Source organism: Bacteroides rodentium JCM 16496 (genome assembly GCF_000614125.1).
Lineage (GTDB): Bacteria > Bacteroidota > Bacteroidia > Bacteroidales > Bacteroidaceae > Bacteroides > Bacteroides rodentium.
In genome coordinates this window covers 26,349-43,014 of sequence record NZ_BAKJ01000006.1, presented here as the reverse complement: position 1 = coordinate 43,014, position 16,666 = coordinate 26,349, and the positions used below count along the sequence as shown (strand labels likewise).

The 16,666-nt window shown below is 43.4% G+C and carries 12 protein-coding genes and 1 pseudogene; 11 read left to right on the top strand and 2 right to left on the bottom strand.

Going from position 1 to position 16,666, the window contains the following annotated elements:
• Positions 1-52 precede the first annotated feature (52 nt).
• The 3 genes and pseudogenes from JCM16496_RS04065 to JCM16496_RS04055 all read left to right on the top strand — a co-directional run bounded on the left by JCM16496_RS04065 (position 53) and on the right by JCM16496_RS04055 (position 4,533).
• Positions 53-2,730, top strand: a pseudogene (locus JCM16496_RS04065) (TonB-dependent receptor).
• Positions 2,731-2,745: 15 nt separating this feature from the next.
• On the top strand, positions 2,746-3,888 hold the full coding sequence (locus JCM16496_RS04060; RefSeq protein WP_025832483.1) for a DUF4249 domain-containing protein: 1,143 nt from the start codon (positions 2,746-2,748) through the stop codon (positions 3,886-3,888).
• A gap of 291 nt (positions 3,889-4,179) precedes the next feature.
• The gene (locus JCM16496_RS04055; RefSeq protein ID WP_025832481.1) at positions 4,180-4,533 is read left to right on the top strand and encodes a hypothetical protein; all 354 of its coding nucleotides are present in this window, start codon (positions 4,180-4,182) and stop codon (positions 4,531-4,533) included.
• A 137-nt stretch (positions 4,534-4,670) separates the two neighbouring features.
• Here JCM16496_RS04055 and JCM16496_RS04050 read toward each other — a convergent pair whose 3' ends face one another.
• A complete protein-coding gene (locus JCM16496_RS04050; protein WP_025832480.1) occupies positions 4,671-5,423 on the bottom strand; it encodes a LytR/AlgR family response regulator transcription factor in 753 nt (250 codons plus the stop codon).
• A gap of 132 nt (positions 5,424-5,555) precedes the next feature.
• Positions 5,556-7,583, bottom strand: coding sequence for a tetratricopeptide repeat-containing sensor histidine kinase (locus JCM16496_RS04045; RefSeq protein ID WP_025832479.1), 2,028 nt, complete (start codon positions 7,581-7,583; stop codon positions 5,556-5,558).
• Between the two features lie 244 nt (positions 7,584-7,827).
• Between JCM16496_RS04045 and JCM16496_RS04040 the strand changes: the two genes are divergently transcribed.
• The 8 genes from JCM16496_RS04040 (at position 7,828) to JCM16496_RS04010 (ending at position 16,490) form a co-directional block, all read left to right on the top strand.
• Positions 7,828-9,048, top strand: coding sequence for an ATP-binding protein (locus tag JCM16496_RS04040; RefSeq protein ID WP_025832478.1), 1,221 nt, complete (start codon positions 7,828-7,830; stop codon positions 9,046-9,048).
• Positions 9,049-9,825: 777 nt separating this feature from the next.
• A complete protein-coding gene (locus JCM16496_RS04035; RefSeq protein ID WP_025832477.1) occupies positions 9,826-10,566 on the top strand; it encodes an FHA domain-containing protein in 741 nt (246 codons plus the stop codon).
• A 59-nt stretch (positions 10,567-10,625) separates the two neighbouring features.
• The gene (locus JCM16496_RS21390) at positions 10,626-11,540 is read left to right on the top strand and encodes a serine/threonine protein kinase (RefSeq protein ID WP_128809441.1); all 915 of its coding nucleotides are present in this window, start codon (positions 10,626-10,628) and stop codon (positions 11,538-11,540) included.
• A gap of 2 nt (positions 11,541-11,542) precedes the next feature.
• Positions 11,543-12,157 carry a tetratricopeptide repeat protein gene (locus tag JCM16496_RS21385; RefSeq protein WP_128809440.1) on the top strand — a complete coding sequence of 205 codons (615 nt, stop codon included), beginning with the start codon at positions 11,543-11,545 and terminating at the stop codon, positions 12,155-12,157.
• A 2-nt stretch (positions 12,158-12,159) separates the two neighbouring features.
• A complete protein-coding gene (locus JCM16496_RS04025) occupies positions 12,160-13,155 on the top strand; it encodes a serine/threonine-protein kinase (RefSeq protein WP_025832476.1) in 996 nt (331 codons plus the stop codon).
• Positions 13,156-13,162: 7 nt separating this feature from the next.
• The gene (locus JCM16496_RS04020) at positions 13,163-14,245 is read left to right on the top strand and encodes a PP2C family protein-serine/threonine phosphatase (protein ID WP_025832475.1); all 1,083 of its coding nucleotides are present in this window, start codon (positions 13,163-13,165) and stop codon (positions 14,243-14,245) included.
• Between the two features lie 14 nt (positions 14,246-14,259).
• The gene (locus tag JCM16496_RS04015) at positions 14,260-14,835 is read left to right on the top strand and encodes an FHA domain-containing protein (RefSeq protein ID WP_025832474.1); all 576 of its coding nucleotides are present in this window, start codon (positions 14,260-14,262) and stop codon (positions 14,833-14,835) included.
• A gap of 14 nt (positions 14,836-14,849) precedes the next feature.
• Positions 14,850-16,490, top strand: coding sequence for an FHA domain-containing protein (locus JCM16496_RS04010; protein WP_128809439.1), 1,641 nt, complete (start codon positions 14,850-14,852; stop codon positions 16,488-16,490).
• Positions 16,491-16,666: the final 176 nt, after the last annotated feature.

The following is a 16,666-nucleotide window of genomic DNA, read 5'->3' as shown; positions in this document are numbered from 1 at the left end:
AATGACTGATTCTACTATCTGTTCACGCCACCACATCAGAACCTTGCTCCTGATGTGCGTGGTTCTTTTAAGCGCCCCGCTCCACGCGCAGGCACAAAGCAAGGAAACACGCATGGACCTAAGCATCCGAAACGCAACCCTGGAGAGCTTCGTGAAGCACTTGGAAAACGCAACCGGATTCTCCTTCATCTATGGGGAAGAAGTAAAGCTCACGCACCGCATCACACTGGAGGTGAAACAAAAGAACATCAGTGAGATATTGCAACGTGCCTTTGAAAACGAACCCATCACGTTCGAGATATCCGGAAAGCACATTCTGCTCCATAAGCGGCCCGTGCCGCAGAAACCCGTTAGCCGTAAGTTCACTATCAGCGGATACGTGACCGACGGAGCGTCTTCCGAGACGCTGATTGGTGCCAATATCCTTGAGAGTCGTCGTTCCACAGGTACTGCCACCAATCCTTTCGGTTTCTATTCCCTCACCCTGCCGGAAGGGGAAACGGAACTGGTTTTCTCCTACCTGGCTACAAAAGCCGGCACAGCCGGTTCAGGCTGGCGAAAGACACCTTGCTCAACGTCAGATTGGACAGCCATAACCAGCTGGCAGAGGTCGTAGTGCTCTCGGACAAGCGGGAAGCCGGCATAGAAAGTACAGCCATGGGAGCACATGAGATACCGATGGCACAAATCAAGCACACCCCCGCCATACTCGGGGAGGCTGACCTGCTGAAGACCATCCAGCTGATGCCCGGCGTGCAAGCCGGCATGGAGGGCTTTGCCGGCATGTACGTGCGCGGCGGAAGCTCCGACCAGAATCTGGTGATGCTGGACGGCATCCCTGTCTACAACGCCGACCACCTGATGGGTGTCTTCTCCATCTTCACGCCCGAAGCAGTGAAGAACACCACACTCTTCAAAAGCTCCTTTCCCGCCCGCTACGGCGGGCGCCTTTCGTCCATCGTGGATGTGCGTACCAACGACGGGGATATGCACAAATACCACGGGGCACTCAGCATCGGGCTGCTGACGGACAAGCTGCATCTGGAAGGGCCTATCAGGAAAGGGAGGACTTCGTTCAGCTTCAGCGCACGGGCCATCCCCACCCTATTCTTCAAAAATCTCATTGTAGACAAAGACGACACCTATTCCGACAAATACAACTACTATTTTTACGACGTCAATGCAAAGGTCAACCATAAGTTCAGCGACCGTAGCCGCATCTTCCTCAGTTTCTACAAGGGGAAGGACCACTATCATTATGACAGTTACTACCACGGTGACCATTACGACAACAGCATTAAGAATTATTCCAAGGACAACAGCCATCTGAATTGGGGGAACACCATCGCCTACGGTCGCTGGAACTATGTATTCAACAGCAAGCTGTTTTGCAACACCACCGTCTCATACAACAAATATGAGATGGGGCTGGACGCAGACACGGAAGATACCTATACTGTAGCCAATAAAGTACAAGACAGATACTATTACTCCTCCAAGTTCAGCTCCGGTATCCGTGACTGGAGTGCACGTATGGACTTTGACTACACCCCCATGCCGCAGCACCACATCAAGTTCGGTGCAGAGTACATCCACCATACGTTCCGTCCGGGAATAGCTACCTCGAAAATACAAGATATAGATAATGGCGCCCTCCAGGAAGATACGGTTTACAATACCAGCAACAGCCATGCCATGCGCGGACAAGAAATCTCCCTTTACGCCGAAGACAATTTCAATGTAAACGCCAGGCTCAGTCTGAATGCAGGTGTACGCACATCGCTGTTCCACACACAAGGAAAAAGCTACTATTCGCTGCAGCCCCGCCTTTCCGCCCGCTATGACCTCGGACAAGGATATTCTGCCAAAGCATCCTATACGTGCATGGCACAGTATGTGCATATGCTGTCCTCCACTCCGCTGTCTATGCCTACCGACCTCTGGGTGCCCATTACCAAAGACATCAGTCCGATGTATGCCAACCAGTTCTCCATAGGAGGCTACTATTCCGGACTGACGGGTTGGGAGTTCTCCGTCGAGGGGTATTATAAACAGATGAAACACATACTTGAATATCAAGACGGTGTATCCTTCTTCGGCACCTCCACCAACTGGGAAGAAAAAGTAGAAATGGGCGAAGGCCGCTCCTTCGGTCTGGAACTGATGGCACAGAAAACATTGGGCAAGACTACCGGCTGGCTGGCATATACCCTATCCAAGACCGATCACCGTTTTAAGAACGGTACCATCAACCAAGGCCGATGGTTCCCCTACAAATATGACCGCCGCCACAGCATCAGCCTCAATCTCAGCCATAAGTTCAGCGACCGCATTGATGCAGGAGCTTCCTGGATATTCAATACCGGTGGATGTATCACTATCCCCGAAAAGGCAACTATTATCGTCAGCCCCGATGGAGTCATCGAAGAGACTGGCTACATCTCCGGACGCAACAACTATCGCCTGCCTGCCAGCCATCGTTTGAACCTAGGCGTCAACTTCAACAAGAAGACCAAACATGGTATGCGTACCTGGAATATCAGTATCTACAATGCATATAATGCCATGAATCCGAACATCGTTTACAGCAAATACAAGAAAAGCAGTTATCTATACCAACCGGATGGTAATGGAGGATTCATAGAACATAAAGAGGAAGGGAAAATCAGTATCAAAAAACTGACCATCCTGCCCTGCATCCCTTCAGTTACCTATACTTACAGATTTTAAACACAAATCCGGCATATGAAAACAAAAATGAAATTACACCTTATTATATATATAACTATTGTAGGCTTCCTAACAGCCTGCGAAAACGAGATTCCTTACAATCCCGGACAACAAGATCCGCAAATCATCATGAACGCCTTGCTCGAAACCGGACAAGCTGAGAATGATGTCTATCTCCATTTAAGCGAGGGCTATAGTATTGAACATTTGAACGAAGCAACTCTTTCCCTCTACATCAATGGCAAAATAGCAGAAACTCCGAAAGCGGTTTCCCCGGAAGAAATTTATGGGCATCTGGAAGGAGAACTTGATAAGGACGTTTATGAATCATTACTGAAAAGTATACGTTTCAAGAAATATCGTCTGACCAGCACACTACATCCCGGTGACAACATACGTCTGGAAGCCACTGCCGAAAACGGGAAATACCATGTCAGTGCCGAGGCCACTGTACCGCAACCGATAGAGAGCCTGCACGTGGACACTTGCCTGGCCTACCTGCGCGAGTACAGCGGACAAACCCTTTACCGCCAATACAAAATTACATTGCAAGACCGCCCCAACGAGAAGAACTACTACCGGCTGGACATTTGGAATGACCGTAGTTACTATTGCAAATGGACAGAATACCTGAATGATGAAAACGGCAATCCTATCAAAGTGGAAGACGAGGACGGCTCTTGGCATTGGGCCTTCATACCCAGAGACACTACCATCCTTGCTCCCCGGCAGAACGAAATCATTAACCGGGAAGATGTTATACTGACTGACGGCCACCCCGGAAACTATGATGATGAAGAAAATGAATTGTTTCCCACCATCAATAACAAATACAATATATTCAATGATAACACTTTCCGTGACTCCTATGCCACTTTGAAAGTATATACCCCTCTCTACCAAGAATATTATCCGGTAGAGGGACACTACTACGACCATATATCCCGCAAACAAACCATCACCGTACGGCTGCTTAGCATCACTGAAGCCGAATACCGCTATCTGAAAGCCTTAAACTGCCTGGATGATGGGGATTACGACGATACTTTAATGGAACCTATCAGTCTGCCTTGCAACGTCGTAGGTGGATTAGGCTTTGTGGGAGTCTGCTCGGAAAACAGAGTAATCATAGAATTGCCCGAAACTGTTTGGCGATAACATTTTGACTAATAAAAATCCTTTTATCCATTATAATAAACTGAATTTCATTTAACCTACATTACATTCGTATTACAAAAAGCATCCAAACAAAGCATTTTCACACTACAAAATTGATTTAAATCAAGAAATGGAGGTATAAACTATATTTTTTCCTTTATTCATTTTTGTGTTATAAAACATATACCTACATTTGCATAGGTAAAAAGAAAAAGCTAAGCGCTTAGAGAGTTTTCAATAGGTATTAGATTGAGATTAGTTTTTAGGAATAACAATTAAAAAGTAGGTATTATGAAACGTTTAGGATTAACATTAGTGGCAGCAGTCTGCCTGACTGCTACAACATTTGCAGCAGGAAACCAACCTACAACTGCAAAATGGGAAGGTAACATCAATATAACAAAGTTGAGTAAGTATCTGAAGCTGAATGCCAACCAGCATGAAGAAGTGGCAAACATCTGCGAATATTTTACAGAACAGATGGAACGCGCCACAAATTCCAAGAAGAATCAGGAGAAGTTACTCCGTAATGCAGTTTATGGTAATCTGAAGTTGATGAAAAAGACTTTGAATGAAAAGCAATATGCTGATTATGCCAGAGTATTGAACGTCACGCTGCAGAACAAAGGTATAGAAGTGAAATAAACTTCGCTTCTGATAGATACGAAAATAGTATTGATAAATAAAAAGGCATTGGACTTTAGAGGTTCAATGCCTTTTCTTTACGTCAACGCCACCAAAGCCTGCGGCGTCAACTCCCTAACCAAATAATTCTTATCACTTTACAAGCAGAATCTGTCTTGCAGTTCTTTCTTATACTTTCTGGAAACCAGCAGTTCCGTCACTTTGTCAAATGGTGGATAAAGCATGCATTTACTATCCTTTATAATCATCAGATAATCAATGTTGATAATATACGATTGATGTATCTGCACGAAACTGGATGAATATTGAGTAATCTGCTCAGCAGTCATTCCGCGACGCAACACCAACGGCGGCTGGTTGTTCAGTATCACCTCCCATTGTTTACGCTCGGAACAATAGCGAAAAAAACCGATTTCAGCCGGACGCAACGCACGCATATCATTGGTTGGCGTAAATACGATAAATGTCTGTCCGGTATGCAACGGTGCACCAATGGGATATGACATTCTCTGCCCAGCCTCTGCCTGCTCTACAAAACGCGCAAGAATATCCCGCAACTCCTGCTCTTCAAAAGGTTTCAACAGATAGTCGAACGCAGCCTCCCGGATAGCCTGAATCATGTACTTGTCATAAGCCGTATAGAAAACAATCCGCATGTTCCACGAAACACTGTCACGTATTTCCTGCAGTAATTCCATTCCAGTCATGTCCGGCAGTTCCACATCCAAGAACAACAAATCCGGCTGTACCTTGGCAATGAGCTTTTTCCCTTGTTTACCATTACGGGCAGTTCCTTTCAAGAAGAAGCGTGCATCCTTTCCCAATTCAAAACTCAGATTCTCAAGAGCCACCTCATCGTCGTCAACTATCGCAACCTTATATCTATCCATGTCCCTTTTATGTTATTCTTTTCGCGAATATATACATAATCCTACTCCCATACAAAGCAATAGAAGACCATTTACGGACTATTTGTCCGTAAGTATGCCTATCCTTGCAAAAAACAAGATTAAACGGTTCTTTTAAATTCTGTAATCGTAGTTGTCGGGCAACCGGAAAGTCACCTCACAGCCCATCTCGCCACTCTGCAGGGAGACATTGTGTACTGAAACATCAATGGCCTCCTTGTTCTTATTGTTGAGGATCTGAATGGTCTGCATAATGACTTTCATTCCTGTCCCCGTGCCCCGGTTCCGGCTGTCCGGACGATAACCGCCACCATTATCCGTTATCTTTATACAGATACCGTTTCCCCGGCGGCAGACCGAAACCCAAAGGTTACGCCGTCCTTCCTTCTCGCGCAACGCATGCTTCACTGCATTTTCAACCGGAATTTGAATCATCATAGACGGAATCCTTATTTGCTCCGGCTGCACATCCTTTTCTATCCTCAGTTCCGAATGAAAATCCGGACCTAAAGAACGGCGTTCCAGGTCGATATATGTTTTCACAAAATCCAGCTCCTCTGCCAAGGTTACACACAGTTGTTCCGCCAATTCCAGATTGCGACGCATCAGTTTTACCAGCGACGAAAGCTCTTGCTTTTCTTCCACATTCCGCTCCACCATCTCCCGGTTCAGCACATTGAAGATGAAATGAGGGGACAGGCGGTTACGGATATTCTCCAGACGAAGTGTAGAGACCGTGCGATGATTCCGTGCAAGCAACAAAGCACGTTTCTTCTTGCTGTACAGATAAAGGAAAACCGCCGTCAATATAGATACAACAGCTACAGCAAACACGACAAACTGTGTCTGCCTCAGCACCAGCACCTCGTTTTTCTGCTCCTGAAGCAAAACCCGATGTGCCATCAAGGTAGAATCCTGCTGATAACGCAAGGTCAAGTCTGCCGTACGCATCCGGACACGCTCATTCCTGATAGAATCATCAAGCTGGTTGTTCCTCTGCAGATAGTGATAAGCCCTCTTGTAGTTGCCGGTTTCCTCATAAAACTGCTGAAGGTATTTATTACGGATATGTACCATATCAGGGTCGATGCCCGGAGGGACCACACTCTCGGACAATAAACGACGTGCCTCTTGAAAGTCTTTCTGAAGCAGAGCCAATTCTATTTTCTGCGTATCGATATAGTAGTCCACCGTAGATATTTTCATTTTTTCAAAGAAAGGAAGGCATTTATTGATATATTCGGCAGCAGAATCCGCCTCGTTCAGTTGAAGGAAGCAGTCTCCCAGGTTCAACCAACTCAAGTTCTGTTCAAAAACCATATCAGGATAATCCCGTACCAGCCGTACTACCTTCCTGAAATAGTCAATGGCAGTAGCATAATCCTCTCTATAATAATAGGAAGTCCCCCGGTTATTCAGATAGATATGTTTTTCAAAAGGAAGCATATCGGCATAGTCTTGGGCAGCAAGGTTATAGTAGTAATCACACTGTTCAAAATCCCGCAAAGCCACATATATCTGTGCCAAACCATAATAAATAGGGAACCTCTTATCGGAAGCTATCTGCAAAGAATCACACAAAAGTAACGCCTTCCTATACCAGGCAGCTCCCACATCGAGTTTTCCCAAACGGTTACTGGCATCAGCCAGATTCATCAGGATATCGGGTATCACTTCAACCTTTATTCCCCGCATCCGATACTCGTATGCCTCTTTGAAATAGACTTCGGCAGAATCCATATGCCCGCTCTTCGCACTGATATTCCCTTTCATATTCAAGCATTCAGACTGCAAATCTGCCAATTGAGGTGAAAACGGCTGTTTCCGGATAAATTCATCTATCTGCCGTATCATCAGCCATGCGGAATCTATATCCGAAGTTACCAGGCAAGTTTTCAACGCCAATGCCATATAATTATAGCGTACCAAGCTATCCTTGACAATCCGCATACGTTGCAATGCCCGTGTCCGCACTTTTCGAGGAGCGATGGAAACAGAATCACTATTTGCCGCAAAAAAAGATTCGAACGACTGCATTTCGCTTTGGTCAATCTTTTCTTCACCGGATGTGCAGGCTCCCCAAACGACAGTAGCCGCAAGCCAAATGCACAACAATTCACAAATCCTCGTCTTCTTCCACATAGTTTCAATGCTTATCGGTTGATGCAATTCATGCGCAAACTTAGCATTAATTAATGAAATATAGCCATGCAAGTGATGTAAACTAAAGTTTTTCCCCTAAAAATTGCAGGGCGAGAGCACTGCGTCTATCAATCAGTCTATTAATCATAACTAACAAAAGTGCTTATTTGGCTTATTTCGTTTGGTATGATTAATAAGATGCTATATATTTGCAAGGTTTATAAATCATACCTAATAGAAATAAATGAAAAAAATAATAGAACGCCCGGAATATACCAAACGGATAGCTCCTTTTATCGGCAAAAATATCATCAAAGTCCTTACAGGACAGCGTCGAGTTGGCAAAAGTTGCCTGCTTCAGCAACTATGCGACCATATCCGAGAAAGCCATCCCACAGCAGAGATACTCTTTATCAATAAGGAGTTGGCTGCTTTCGCACATATTCGAACAAGCGATGACTTGTTATCAGAAGTCTCACGCACGTTCGCCCAATCCACCGATGCAGACGGTCGTTATCTGTTCATTGATGAAGTGCAGGACATCCAAGGATTTGAACATGCACTTCGGTCTTTGCTGGCCGAAGATGCTTGCGACATCTATGTCACAGGAAGCAACGCCACGATGCTTTCGGGTGAATTGGCAACCTATCTCTCCGGGCGTTACATAGAATTTCATGTACATAGCCTTACCTTCAACGAATTCCTACAATTCCATCACCTGCAACCAGACAAGGACACCTTACGGCATTACCTGAGTTTCGGAGGATTGCCTTACTTGGGCAATCTACCGCTCGATGCAGACATCAGCTTTGAATACCTTCGCAACGTATATTCTACCATTCTGCTAAAAGACGTGGTGAAGCGTGAAGGCATACGGAATGTGGATTTTCTTGAATCGCTGGTCTATTATGTGGCAGACAATGTGGGGAATCTATTTTCTGCCAACAACATCAGCCGCTATCTCAAGTCACAACGTGTGAATATCTCCACTCTGCAAGTCATCAACTATCTTAAATCGCTCGGTGACGCGTTTCTTGTAAACCGGGTCTCACGGATTGACATTACAGGACTACGCAAGTTCGAATTGGGCGACAAATATTATTTTGAGGACTTGGGACTCCGCAATTGCTACCTTGGATTTTCTTTTCAAAACGATATACACAAACTCATTGAGAATGCCGTGTACCTCCATTTACATACTCTATATCCCAAAGTGTTTATCGGCCAGCAGGAAAATAAAGAAGTGGATTTTGTTGCTTTGGACGGTGATTCACGCATCTATGCACAAGCTACATTCCAATTGGGCGATGAACAGACACGCAAACGGGAATTCGGCAATCTGCTTTCCATAACAGACAACTATCCCAAATACGTGGTCAGCCTTGATGAATGGACCAGCGGCAGCAATTACGAAGGAATCCACCACATCCATCTGCTCGACTTCCTGCAAATGAACAAGTTATAGCCTTTCCGAATGGTTCCTTGCTTTGCTGTCTTCTTCCTATCTGCCCCCTGCTTGAACCGGGTTATCTCCGTATCCTTATATTGGGAGCAGGTACGGAGTTGGTAGGGAGCAGACAGGGAGCAGGTAGGGAGAATGCCGCATTGCCAAAATGCCAAATACTACATTTTTATTTTAGCTCTGTCAACGGGTTTCCAATAAAAATAAGGAATAATAGAGCCGTTTTTTGACCTGATAATCCTTAGTTACATCCGTTTATAACAAAAATCACGTCCTCCTTTCATAATTTTAAAATTATTTTTTGTAGTTTTGCGATGTTCCCTCGCTGATTCCCTCAAATTGAGGTGGTGGGCGGGAGGGCATGACATATATAAGAAAGACGTTTACTTGACGTTTTGTTTTTGGCTTATCAGAACTTCGCAACTTCTTATAACCAGTCAAAGCAAAGCAGCGGTAGGTGTCTGCGGGGTATGTTTATATCCTTCCTGCGCTTTTCAACAAAAAGCGCAGGAAGTTGTTGTACATATCGGCGTGGGCTTCTGCGTTGCTCGTTCAGACTGGTTGGGCAATGCGAAGGCCTTGATAAGCGGGACGAGTGACAAGCACAGATTCCCGCGCTTTTTTTATATATGTATTGCATTCATCAATCTAAACAAAGGACCGTCCGGTTCGGGAATCTGCTGGCAATAATATTTTGAATTAGGATTTAAAGTGCACATATCATTTTATTGTAAAGTGACATGCACCTAATATTTGAATTAATCATTAAAAAGTAATATTATGTCACAAAACAAAACTGTCGTTCCCGGCATGGAAGCCAGCGGCTCTTATGGAAGAGGAGAATCTTCTGACTTTTATTCAAGAGGTGGAAATGGAAAAGCCGCAGCAAAAGGGACAGTAGTCCCTGGTATGGATAATGCAAACAGTGCTACCGGCACATCTCAAAGTACCACTCAAAACACTTCACGTTCTACACTTCAAAGCGGTAAACCGGTAGCAGGTTTTTTATATTCCATTTCCCGCCAAGGCATAGGTGAATATTGGCCGCTCTATTTGGGACAAAACACAATAGGAAGTTCTCCCAACTGCGACATCTGCCTGCGTGAAGGAACTGTATCGAGAGAGCATGGAGTCCTGGTAGTTCGCAAAATGAAAAATCCAGAAAAGACTATAGCCTCCATCAGCGACGCGCGCTCAACCAATGGTACCATGGTAAATGGGGAAAGTTTAGGTTTTTCCGCCGTAGAATGTTTTAACGGCGACATCATTACAATTGGCGAAAATTATGAACTAGTATTATTGCTGGTAGATGTAAAATCTTTAGGCCTGAAAGTTTCAGAGGGATTTATTCCTATAGACAGACAAGAAGAGTCCGTCACCGATGATGATTTTGACCCTTATTCTCCCGGTTATACCCACCCCGGGCGGCGACGGCATGTATCCCCCTCCATTCAACGGCAGCAATTATGGGAGTTCCACTATAAGTGGTACTGTAGGTATGGACGGCAATGGAAACATTAAACCTGGCGGTACCATAGGAATGTAGTACCCAAACTATAACATAACAAGAAATTAATTATATGGCTATTGTCAAACTGCAAAGTGATATAGAAAAACAAAAGCGGCTTTACTATGAATTCGATTCTTCGAGTACCCCTTTAGGTGAAGGCGGAATGGGTAAAGTATATAAAGGTCGTTGTGTTGACGAGTGTAGCGGGACATCACGTGATGTGGCAATCAAATTCATGTTCAATGATTTGCCCGACCACGTAATAGAACGCGCCCGCCGTGAAGCCTCCATCCAACTGCGAAATGATAACTTGGTAGAAATGCTTGGATTTATCGAAATAGAAGAAAAGGGGGCTATGGGGGAAGTGACAAAGAGATATCATGTGGTTAGCGAATTACTGGAAGGAGTGATGCTTGACGACCTTTTGCAAGGAAAGACCACCGACCAAGAGGGTAACCATATTCCGTTTGCGGAAAAGTTATACAGGGATTATCTGAATAATCCCCTGAGCTTTTCCATGACAATTATACGAAGCGTATTGTCCGGCATAATGGCTTTGCATGATGCCGGTTATATACATCGCGATATTGATCCGACAAACATTATGATAACCAAACAGGGGCACATCAAATTGATAGACTTTGGTATAGCAAAACCTATCAATACTTTGAATACCCATGACAAAGGGCTGACTACAGCCGGAGTATTCATGGGTAAGCCTTGGTATGCCGCTCCCGAATTGGTATTAGGAGATGTCAAGCACCAGAATTCGACCACCGATATTTACGCCATCGGCATTTTGTTCTTCCAGCTCTTCATGAAGCAGCGCCCATTTGAAGGAGCCAATCATGAGGTACTTGACATGCAGTTACATAAACGCATGCCGTTGAAAATGATTCCCCGGAAAGATATTAGAAATGTTATCGAAAGGGCGACTAACAAAAAGCAGGAATTACGCTATCAGAGCGCTGCCGAGTTCAGGTAGATGTGGATAAATTGCCGCCCAATCCAGATCCGACTCCAGACCTCATCAAATGGATAATTGGAGGAATAGGCGCTACAGCGATTGTTGGCACAATAATATTCTTATTATTAAAGCCCAGCTCAGAGCCAGAACCAAATCCTAATAAAACGATATCTTATGCAAAAGCAGTGAATATGCTTCATGACACTCAGACTGCGTCGGAAGGCATCAAAGCTCTACAAGCATTGGCTTCATCCGGTAATTATGATGCGGCCTATTTATTGAGTAAGCTCTATTTCGACCCAAAGTACCAAAAAACGGAATGGGACAACATTCCCGACTCTATTTTCATCCTGAAAGGTTTATCAAATATCAAGCCCGACTACCAAGAATCCAAGAAGTTACTGGAAAAAGCCGTTTCCATCAATCCTAACGATTGTAACTCGCTTTATGATTTAGGTATAGAATATTTAATAGGCGATAGAAAAACATTAGAAGGCAGAAAAACCGAAGAGTCTGAAAAATATTTGAGCCATGCATTGAAAAACGCTAAAGATACCCAAGACCAAAAATTGATTCAAGCCATCGAAAAATTGGGCGAAGAGTATAACCTGAATCTCATTAAAGAAGGGAGGTAACGATGCAAAGACAATGCGTAATACAACGGCCTAACGACCCGTTCATCTATTTATTCGTAATGGGAGAATGGTATTGTTACAATCCTGCGGAGGAACCGTTGGGAAGTGGAGCTATGGGAACGGTGTATATGGGATACCGTTGTCAAAACGGAGAAAGGATAGCCGTTAAGCGCGTGAAAGACAATTTTGCTAATAACAAAATGATTCGCGAACGGGCTAAACAGGAGGCTTCCTTGGCCTTCCGTCATCAAAATTTAGTAGAAATGATTGGCTATTGCGAATATGCCCCGAACTCGGGTCCCATATTTATCCTTAGCAAATTCGTTTCAGGAAAGCAAATAGATGAGTATGTGGAGGAATATCTGAAAGATTCTCCTGAACGAGTGGAGAAAGTTTGCCATATCATTTATCCTATATTAGATGCTTTGGACTATGTGCATTCTCGTGGAGTGATTCATCGAGACATCAAACCTTCTAACATCATGATTGAAAATGAATCCAACATTCGCCTGATGGATTTGGGAATTGCGCGCATGAATGGAGGAAACCAGTTTTCCGCTTTCGGTTTCATCGGTACACCGCAATATTCGGCTCCTGAGCAGATAACCCGCGACAGAAATCACTCCATACAGATAAATGCCGCTACGGACATTTATGAATTAGGCATCACTTTTTATGAATTGCTGACAGGAAATAACCCTTTCGACACTCCTACTGAAGCAGAGACGCTAAAGAAGCAGATGACCGAGGCGCTCCCGCCTAATGACTTAATACCACGAAGGCTGATGCAGGTGATATGGAAAGCTACAGAAAAAGAACAAGGGAAACGTTATCAAACAGCTTTAGAGTTCAAGGCTGCCATCCAACAGGCAATGCTTCCCCCTGCCTCTTTTTCCGAAGAATTACAGGAATGGGTGGATAAGCATAAAATACTCTGCATAAGCAGCGGAATTGCCTTAGTCACCATTATAGCACTGCTAATATTTATTTTAATCTAAAAACATTATGGATTTAACACAGTTAAAGACAGAATCTCCGCTGATTTTCGGATTTGCGGAATCCAGAATAGGAGGAAGAACGGAGAACCAAGATTCTTTTGGCTATGCAGATACTCCGATAGGCTTTCTTGTCACAGTCTGCGATGGCATGGGAGGAGGTCCCGGAGGAAAAACAGCCTCATCCATTGCCGTACATGAAATCATTGCAGGCGTGATGGAAGCCGACCAACAGGAAAAAGTGAGCAATATCCTTATAAAGGCAATCCGTCGTGCCAACATGGCCATTCTCAATCAAGGAGTAGAACAGCCTGAATTGCAAGGAATGGGTTCCACATGCACAGTGATTATCGTTAACTCCCAATTGGCAACCATTGCCCATGTCGGCGATAGCCGGGTATACCAATTCAGGGGGAAATCTAAAATATATCGGACTTTCGACCATTCTATGGTTTTCGATTTGGTCAAGCAGAAAGTCATTACGGAAGAGCAAGCACGCCTTTCTGCTCAATCCAACATCATCACTCGGGCTTTAGGCATAAAACCTGATTTAGAAGTTGAAATAAGCGAACGTCCATATGAGGCAGGAGACCGTTTTTTGCTTTGCACTGATGGCATTCATGGCGCAATAGAAGAAAAATGTTTAATAAGACTTGCCACGGACAGGAAAATTGCCTTAGGTCCAATTGTGGACGGAATTGCCACAGAAATAGACAATGCCGGACGTTTATCAGGTGGCGGGCACGACAACCTGTCCTTGGCAATCATAGAAACGAAGTTGAACTCTATAAAAAAAGAAGAAATGAGCAAAAAAATAAAACGGATAATGGCAGCTATCGGATTAATCTGCACTATCAGCATAGTGATGAATATATTCTTGGCAACCACAACCATAAAACAACATAATAAGCTTTCCGATGCAAAAGTAATGAAAATAGACTCATTAAAACAAATGACCGAAAGCTTGCAAAAAGATACAATTCATCTGAACAGCAAACTAAGGGATATAGAAAAAGCTATTTATACTTTAGAAAAAGATCCAATCAATCAAAGTGTAATCGAAAGACTAAAAAAAGAAATCAAATTACAATAAAAAGGACATACATTATGAAAGCACTATCCATAGGAAGAGACCAAGGCTGTGATATCGTGATAAACGATAGCACAGATGTAATCAGCAGACGCCATGCCATCCTTAATATATCATCTTCGGGAAAAATTACAATTGTAGACCAAAGCCGGAATGGCACCTATGTAAACGGTATCCGAATCTCACAAAATGTACCGGTACCCGTTACTCGTAAAGACATAATTTCTTTTGCCCATGTAGCTAAGTTGGATTGGAATGCAGTTCCTGCTTCAAGCTCCATGATGCGCTATAGCATAATGGGAGCAGTGGGAATATTGCTTATAGCCGGAGGTATTTTCGGTTATATGCATATTTCCGACAATCAGTCACAAAACTGCAATCAAGAAGTGGTTGCCACAGACACCACAACCGTAAAGAAAGATATAGAGAACAAAAAAGATTCAACAGAAATAAAGAATAACAAACAAAAGACAGATTCGGTTAAATCGCCTCAAAAAAAATCTCCCAAGGTTGACAAAAAAACAGAGAAAGAACAAAAGACTGTAGTTCCTAAAGATTCAACGAAAAACAAAAACAACCGACCCATTGGATAAAAAACATTCATATCATGAGACTACTTAAAATAGGAAGAGACGCTTCATGCGATATAGTATTGCAAAGCGACAAAGTCAGTTCACTCCATGCAGAAATGACAATATTAAATAATGGTGACATTTTGCTAGAGGACAAAAACAGCCGGAATGGTACATTCTTGATGAATAAGCCTATCAAACCGGGGACATCCGTATCCATACGCCGAGGAGATGCTATCCGCTTCGCAGACATGGAACTGATGTGGAACCAAATACCGATGCAGGAAAACAACAGCAACTTCAAGGCTCTTTATGGCATTGGCACCAACTTCCGTAACGAAATACAGATTTCGGGAAATACAGCCAGCCGTTTTCATGCAACTCTGAAAATCGGGAAGGATGGAAAAGCTTATATCCAAGACCACAGTAAAAACGGAACTACGGTAAATGGAACTAAAATTGTCCACGGACAGAATGTCAAAATAAAACGGAATGATGCCATAGCTTGTGGAGGGATACCTGTGGATGTAAAAAGGTTTATTCCTCCAAGACCTTGGGATAAGATTCTGAAAGCAGCAGCCGTAGCTGCAATAGTAATTGGAGTGATATTCGGAGGAAAATATTTTATGGACTCATTTTCCGGTGGAGGAAAGCCCAAAGACTATATACAAGCAACAACCTATGTACATGGTTATTATCATTACGTTGCAAAATTGACTGACGATCCTTTTATACAAGGACTCAAAGATTACGGAATAGACATACCTTATCCGGAAAGTTACTCTTTTGGCAAAAAGAAAACCGGAGAATGGGGAATAATTGAGCCGGAAATAGTCTATCAAACCTTACAAGAAAGTCCTGCTAATCCAATGGGTTACGAAGGTACTGCATTTTTCATCTCTAAAGACGGAAAGATGCTGACAAATAGGCATGTTGCCTGTCCTTGGTTCTATATGGCAAGTGAAGATAAAGATGCCATATCACAATATATGGCGGCTTTGAGAGAACGACTATTGCCTCTTAACCAACTCCGTACTAATGGAGACCTTGAGCAACTGGTTTCCCAGCAAAATTATGTAACCGTATGCATCTACTATTTACTAGAAAAGGGAGTCGATTTAACCAAGCTCAATGCTTGGATAAAACGTTTTATAAACTCTCCCATTGAAATTACCGGAGTCCATGACTACATAGCGGTAGGCTATGCTAACCACAATTACAATTCTATAGATGAATTTGAGCGTTGTACAGTTTTAGCCGAATCAGAAGATGAAAAAATTGATTTGGCCATTTTACAATTGAACAGCAAACAAACCCCAAATACTGTAAAGAATATAATAAGTATATCTAATGCTGTGACAGATGCAAAGAAAATAAGTCCTTTGGAAGAAAATTACTATTACATCGGTTATCCTTTAGGCATTAGTTTAAACCTAAATAATACAGATGGAGGATTGATACCCAGACTGAATGAAGTGAAAATCAGCAAAACTCCTGGTAAATACGAATTTGACTTACAGGGAGAAGTCTTTGGAGGCGCAAGCGGATCGCCGATATTAGATAAAAAAGGACGTTTAGTGGGTATCGTCAATAAATCCATCAGATACACAACGATGTCTATGGGTGTATTGGCAAAATATGCCAAAGAATTGTATGAAAGAACAGAAAATCAATAAGTATGCTGAAACAACTATACATAATATTCTGGCTGTGTATTTTATGTAATTCAACCTATGCCCAAACCGTTACATGGTCTGCTCCTCCAACGTATGAATCGTTGGAGGAGTGCTGCGACGGATTTTACAAAATCAAGGAACAGGGGAAAGTTGGATTGACTGATATTACCGGGAAG

Coding starts and splice junctions, on each gene's coding strand:
- JCM16496_RS04025 (WP_025832476.1), top strand. CDS start 12,160: ATGCAAAGACAATGCGTAATACAACGGCCTAACGACCCGTTCATCTAT.
- JCM16496_RS21390 (WP_128809441.1), top strand. CDS start 10,626: ATGGCTATTGTCAAACTGCAAAGTGATATAGAAAAACAAAAGCGGCTT.
- JCM16496_RS04055 (WP_025832481.1), top strand. CDS start 4,180: ATGAAACGTTTAGGATTAACATTAGTGGCAGCAGTCTGCCTGACTGCT.
- JCM16496_RS04015 (WP_025832474.1), top strand. CDS start 14,260: ATGAAAGCACTATCCATAGGAAGAGACCAAGGCTGTGATATCGTGATA.
- JCM16496_RS04060 (WP_025832483.1), top strand. CDS start 2,746: ATGAAAACAAAAATGAAATTACACCTTATTATATATATAACTATTGTA.
- JCM16496_RS04010 (WP_128809439.1), top strand. CDS start 14,850: ATGAGACTACTTAAAATAGGAAGAGACGCTTCATGCGATATAGTATTG.
- JCM16496_RS04040 (WP_025832478.1), top strand. CDS start 7,828: ATGAAAAAAATAATAGAACGCCCGGAATATACCAAACGGATAGCTCCT.
- JCM16496_RS04045 (WP_025832479.1), bottom strand. CDS start 7,583: ATGTGGAAGAAGACGAGGATTTGTGAATTGTTGTGCATTTGGCTTGCG.
- JCM16496_RS04050 (WP_025832480.1), bottom strand. CDS start 5,423: ATGGATAGATATAAGGTTGCGATAGTTGACGACGATGAGGTGGCTCTT.
- JCM16496_RS04020 (WP_025832475.1), top strand. CDS start 13,163: ATGGATTTAACACAGTTAAAGACAGAATCTCCGCTGATTTTCGGATTT.
- JCM16496_RS04035 (WP_025832477.1), top strand. CDS start 9,826: ATGTCACAAAACAAAACTGTCGTTCCCGGCATGGAAGCCAGCGGCTCT.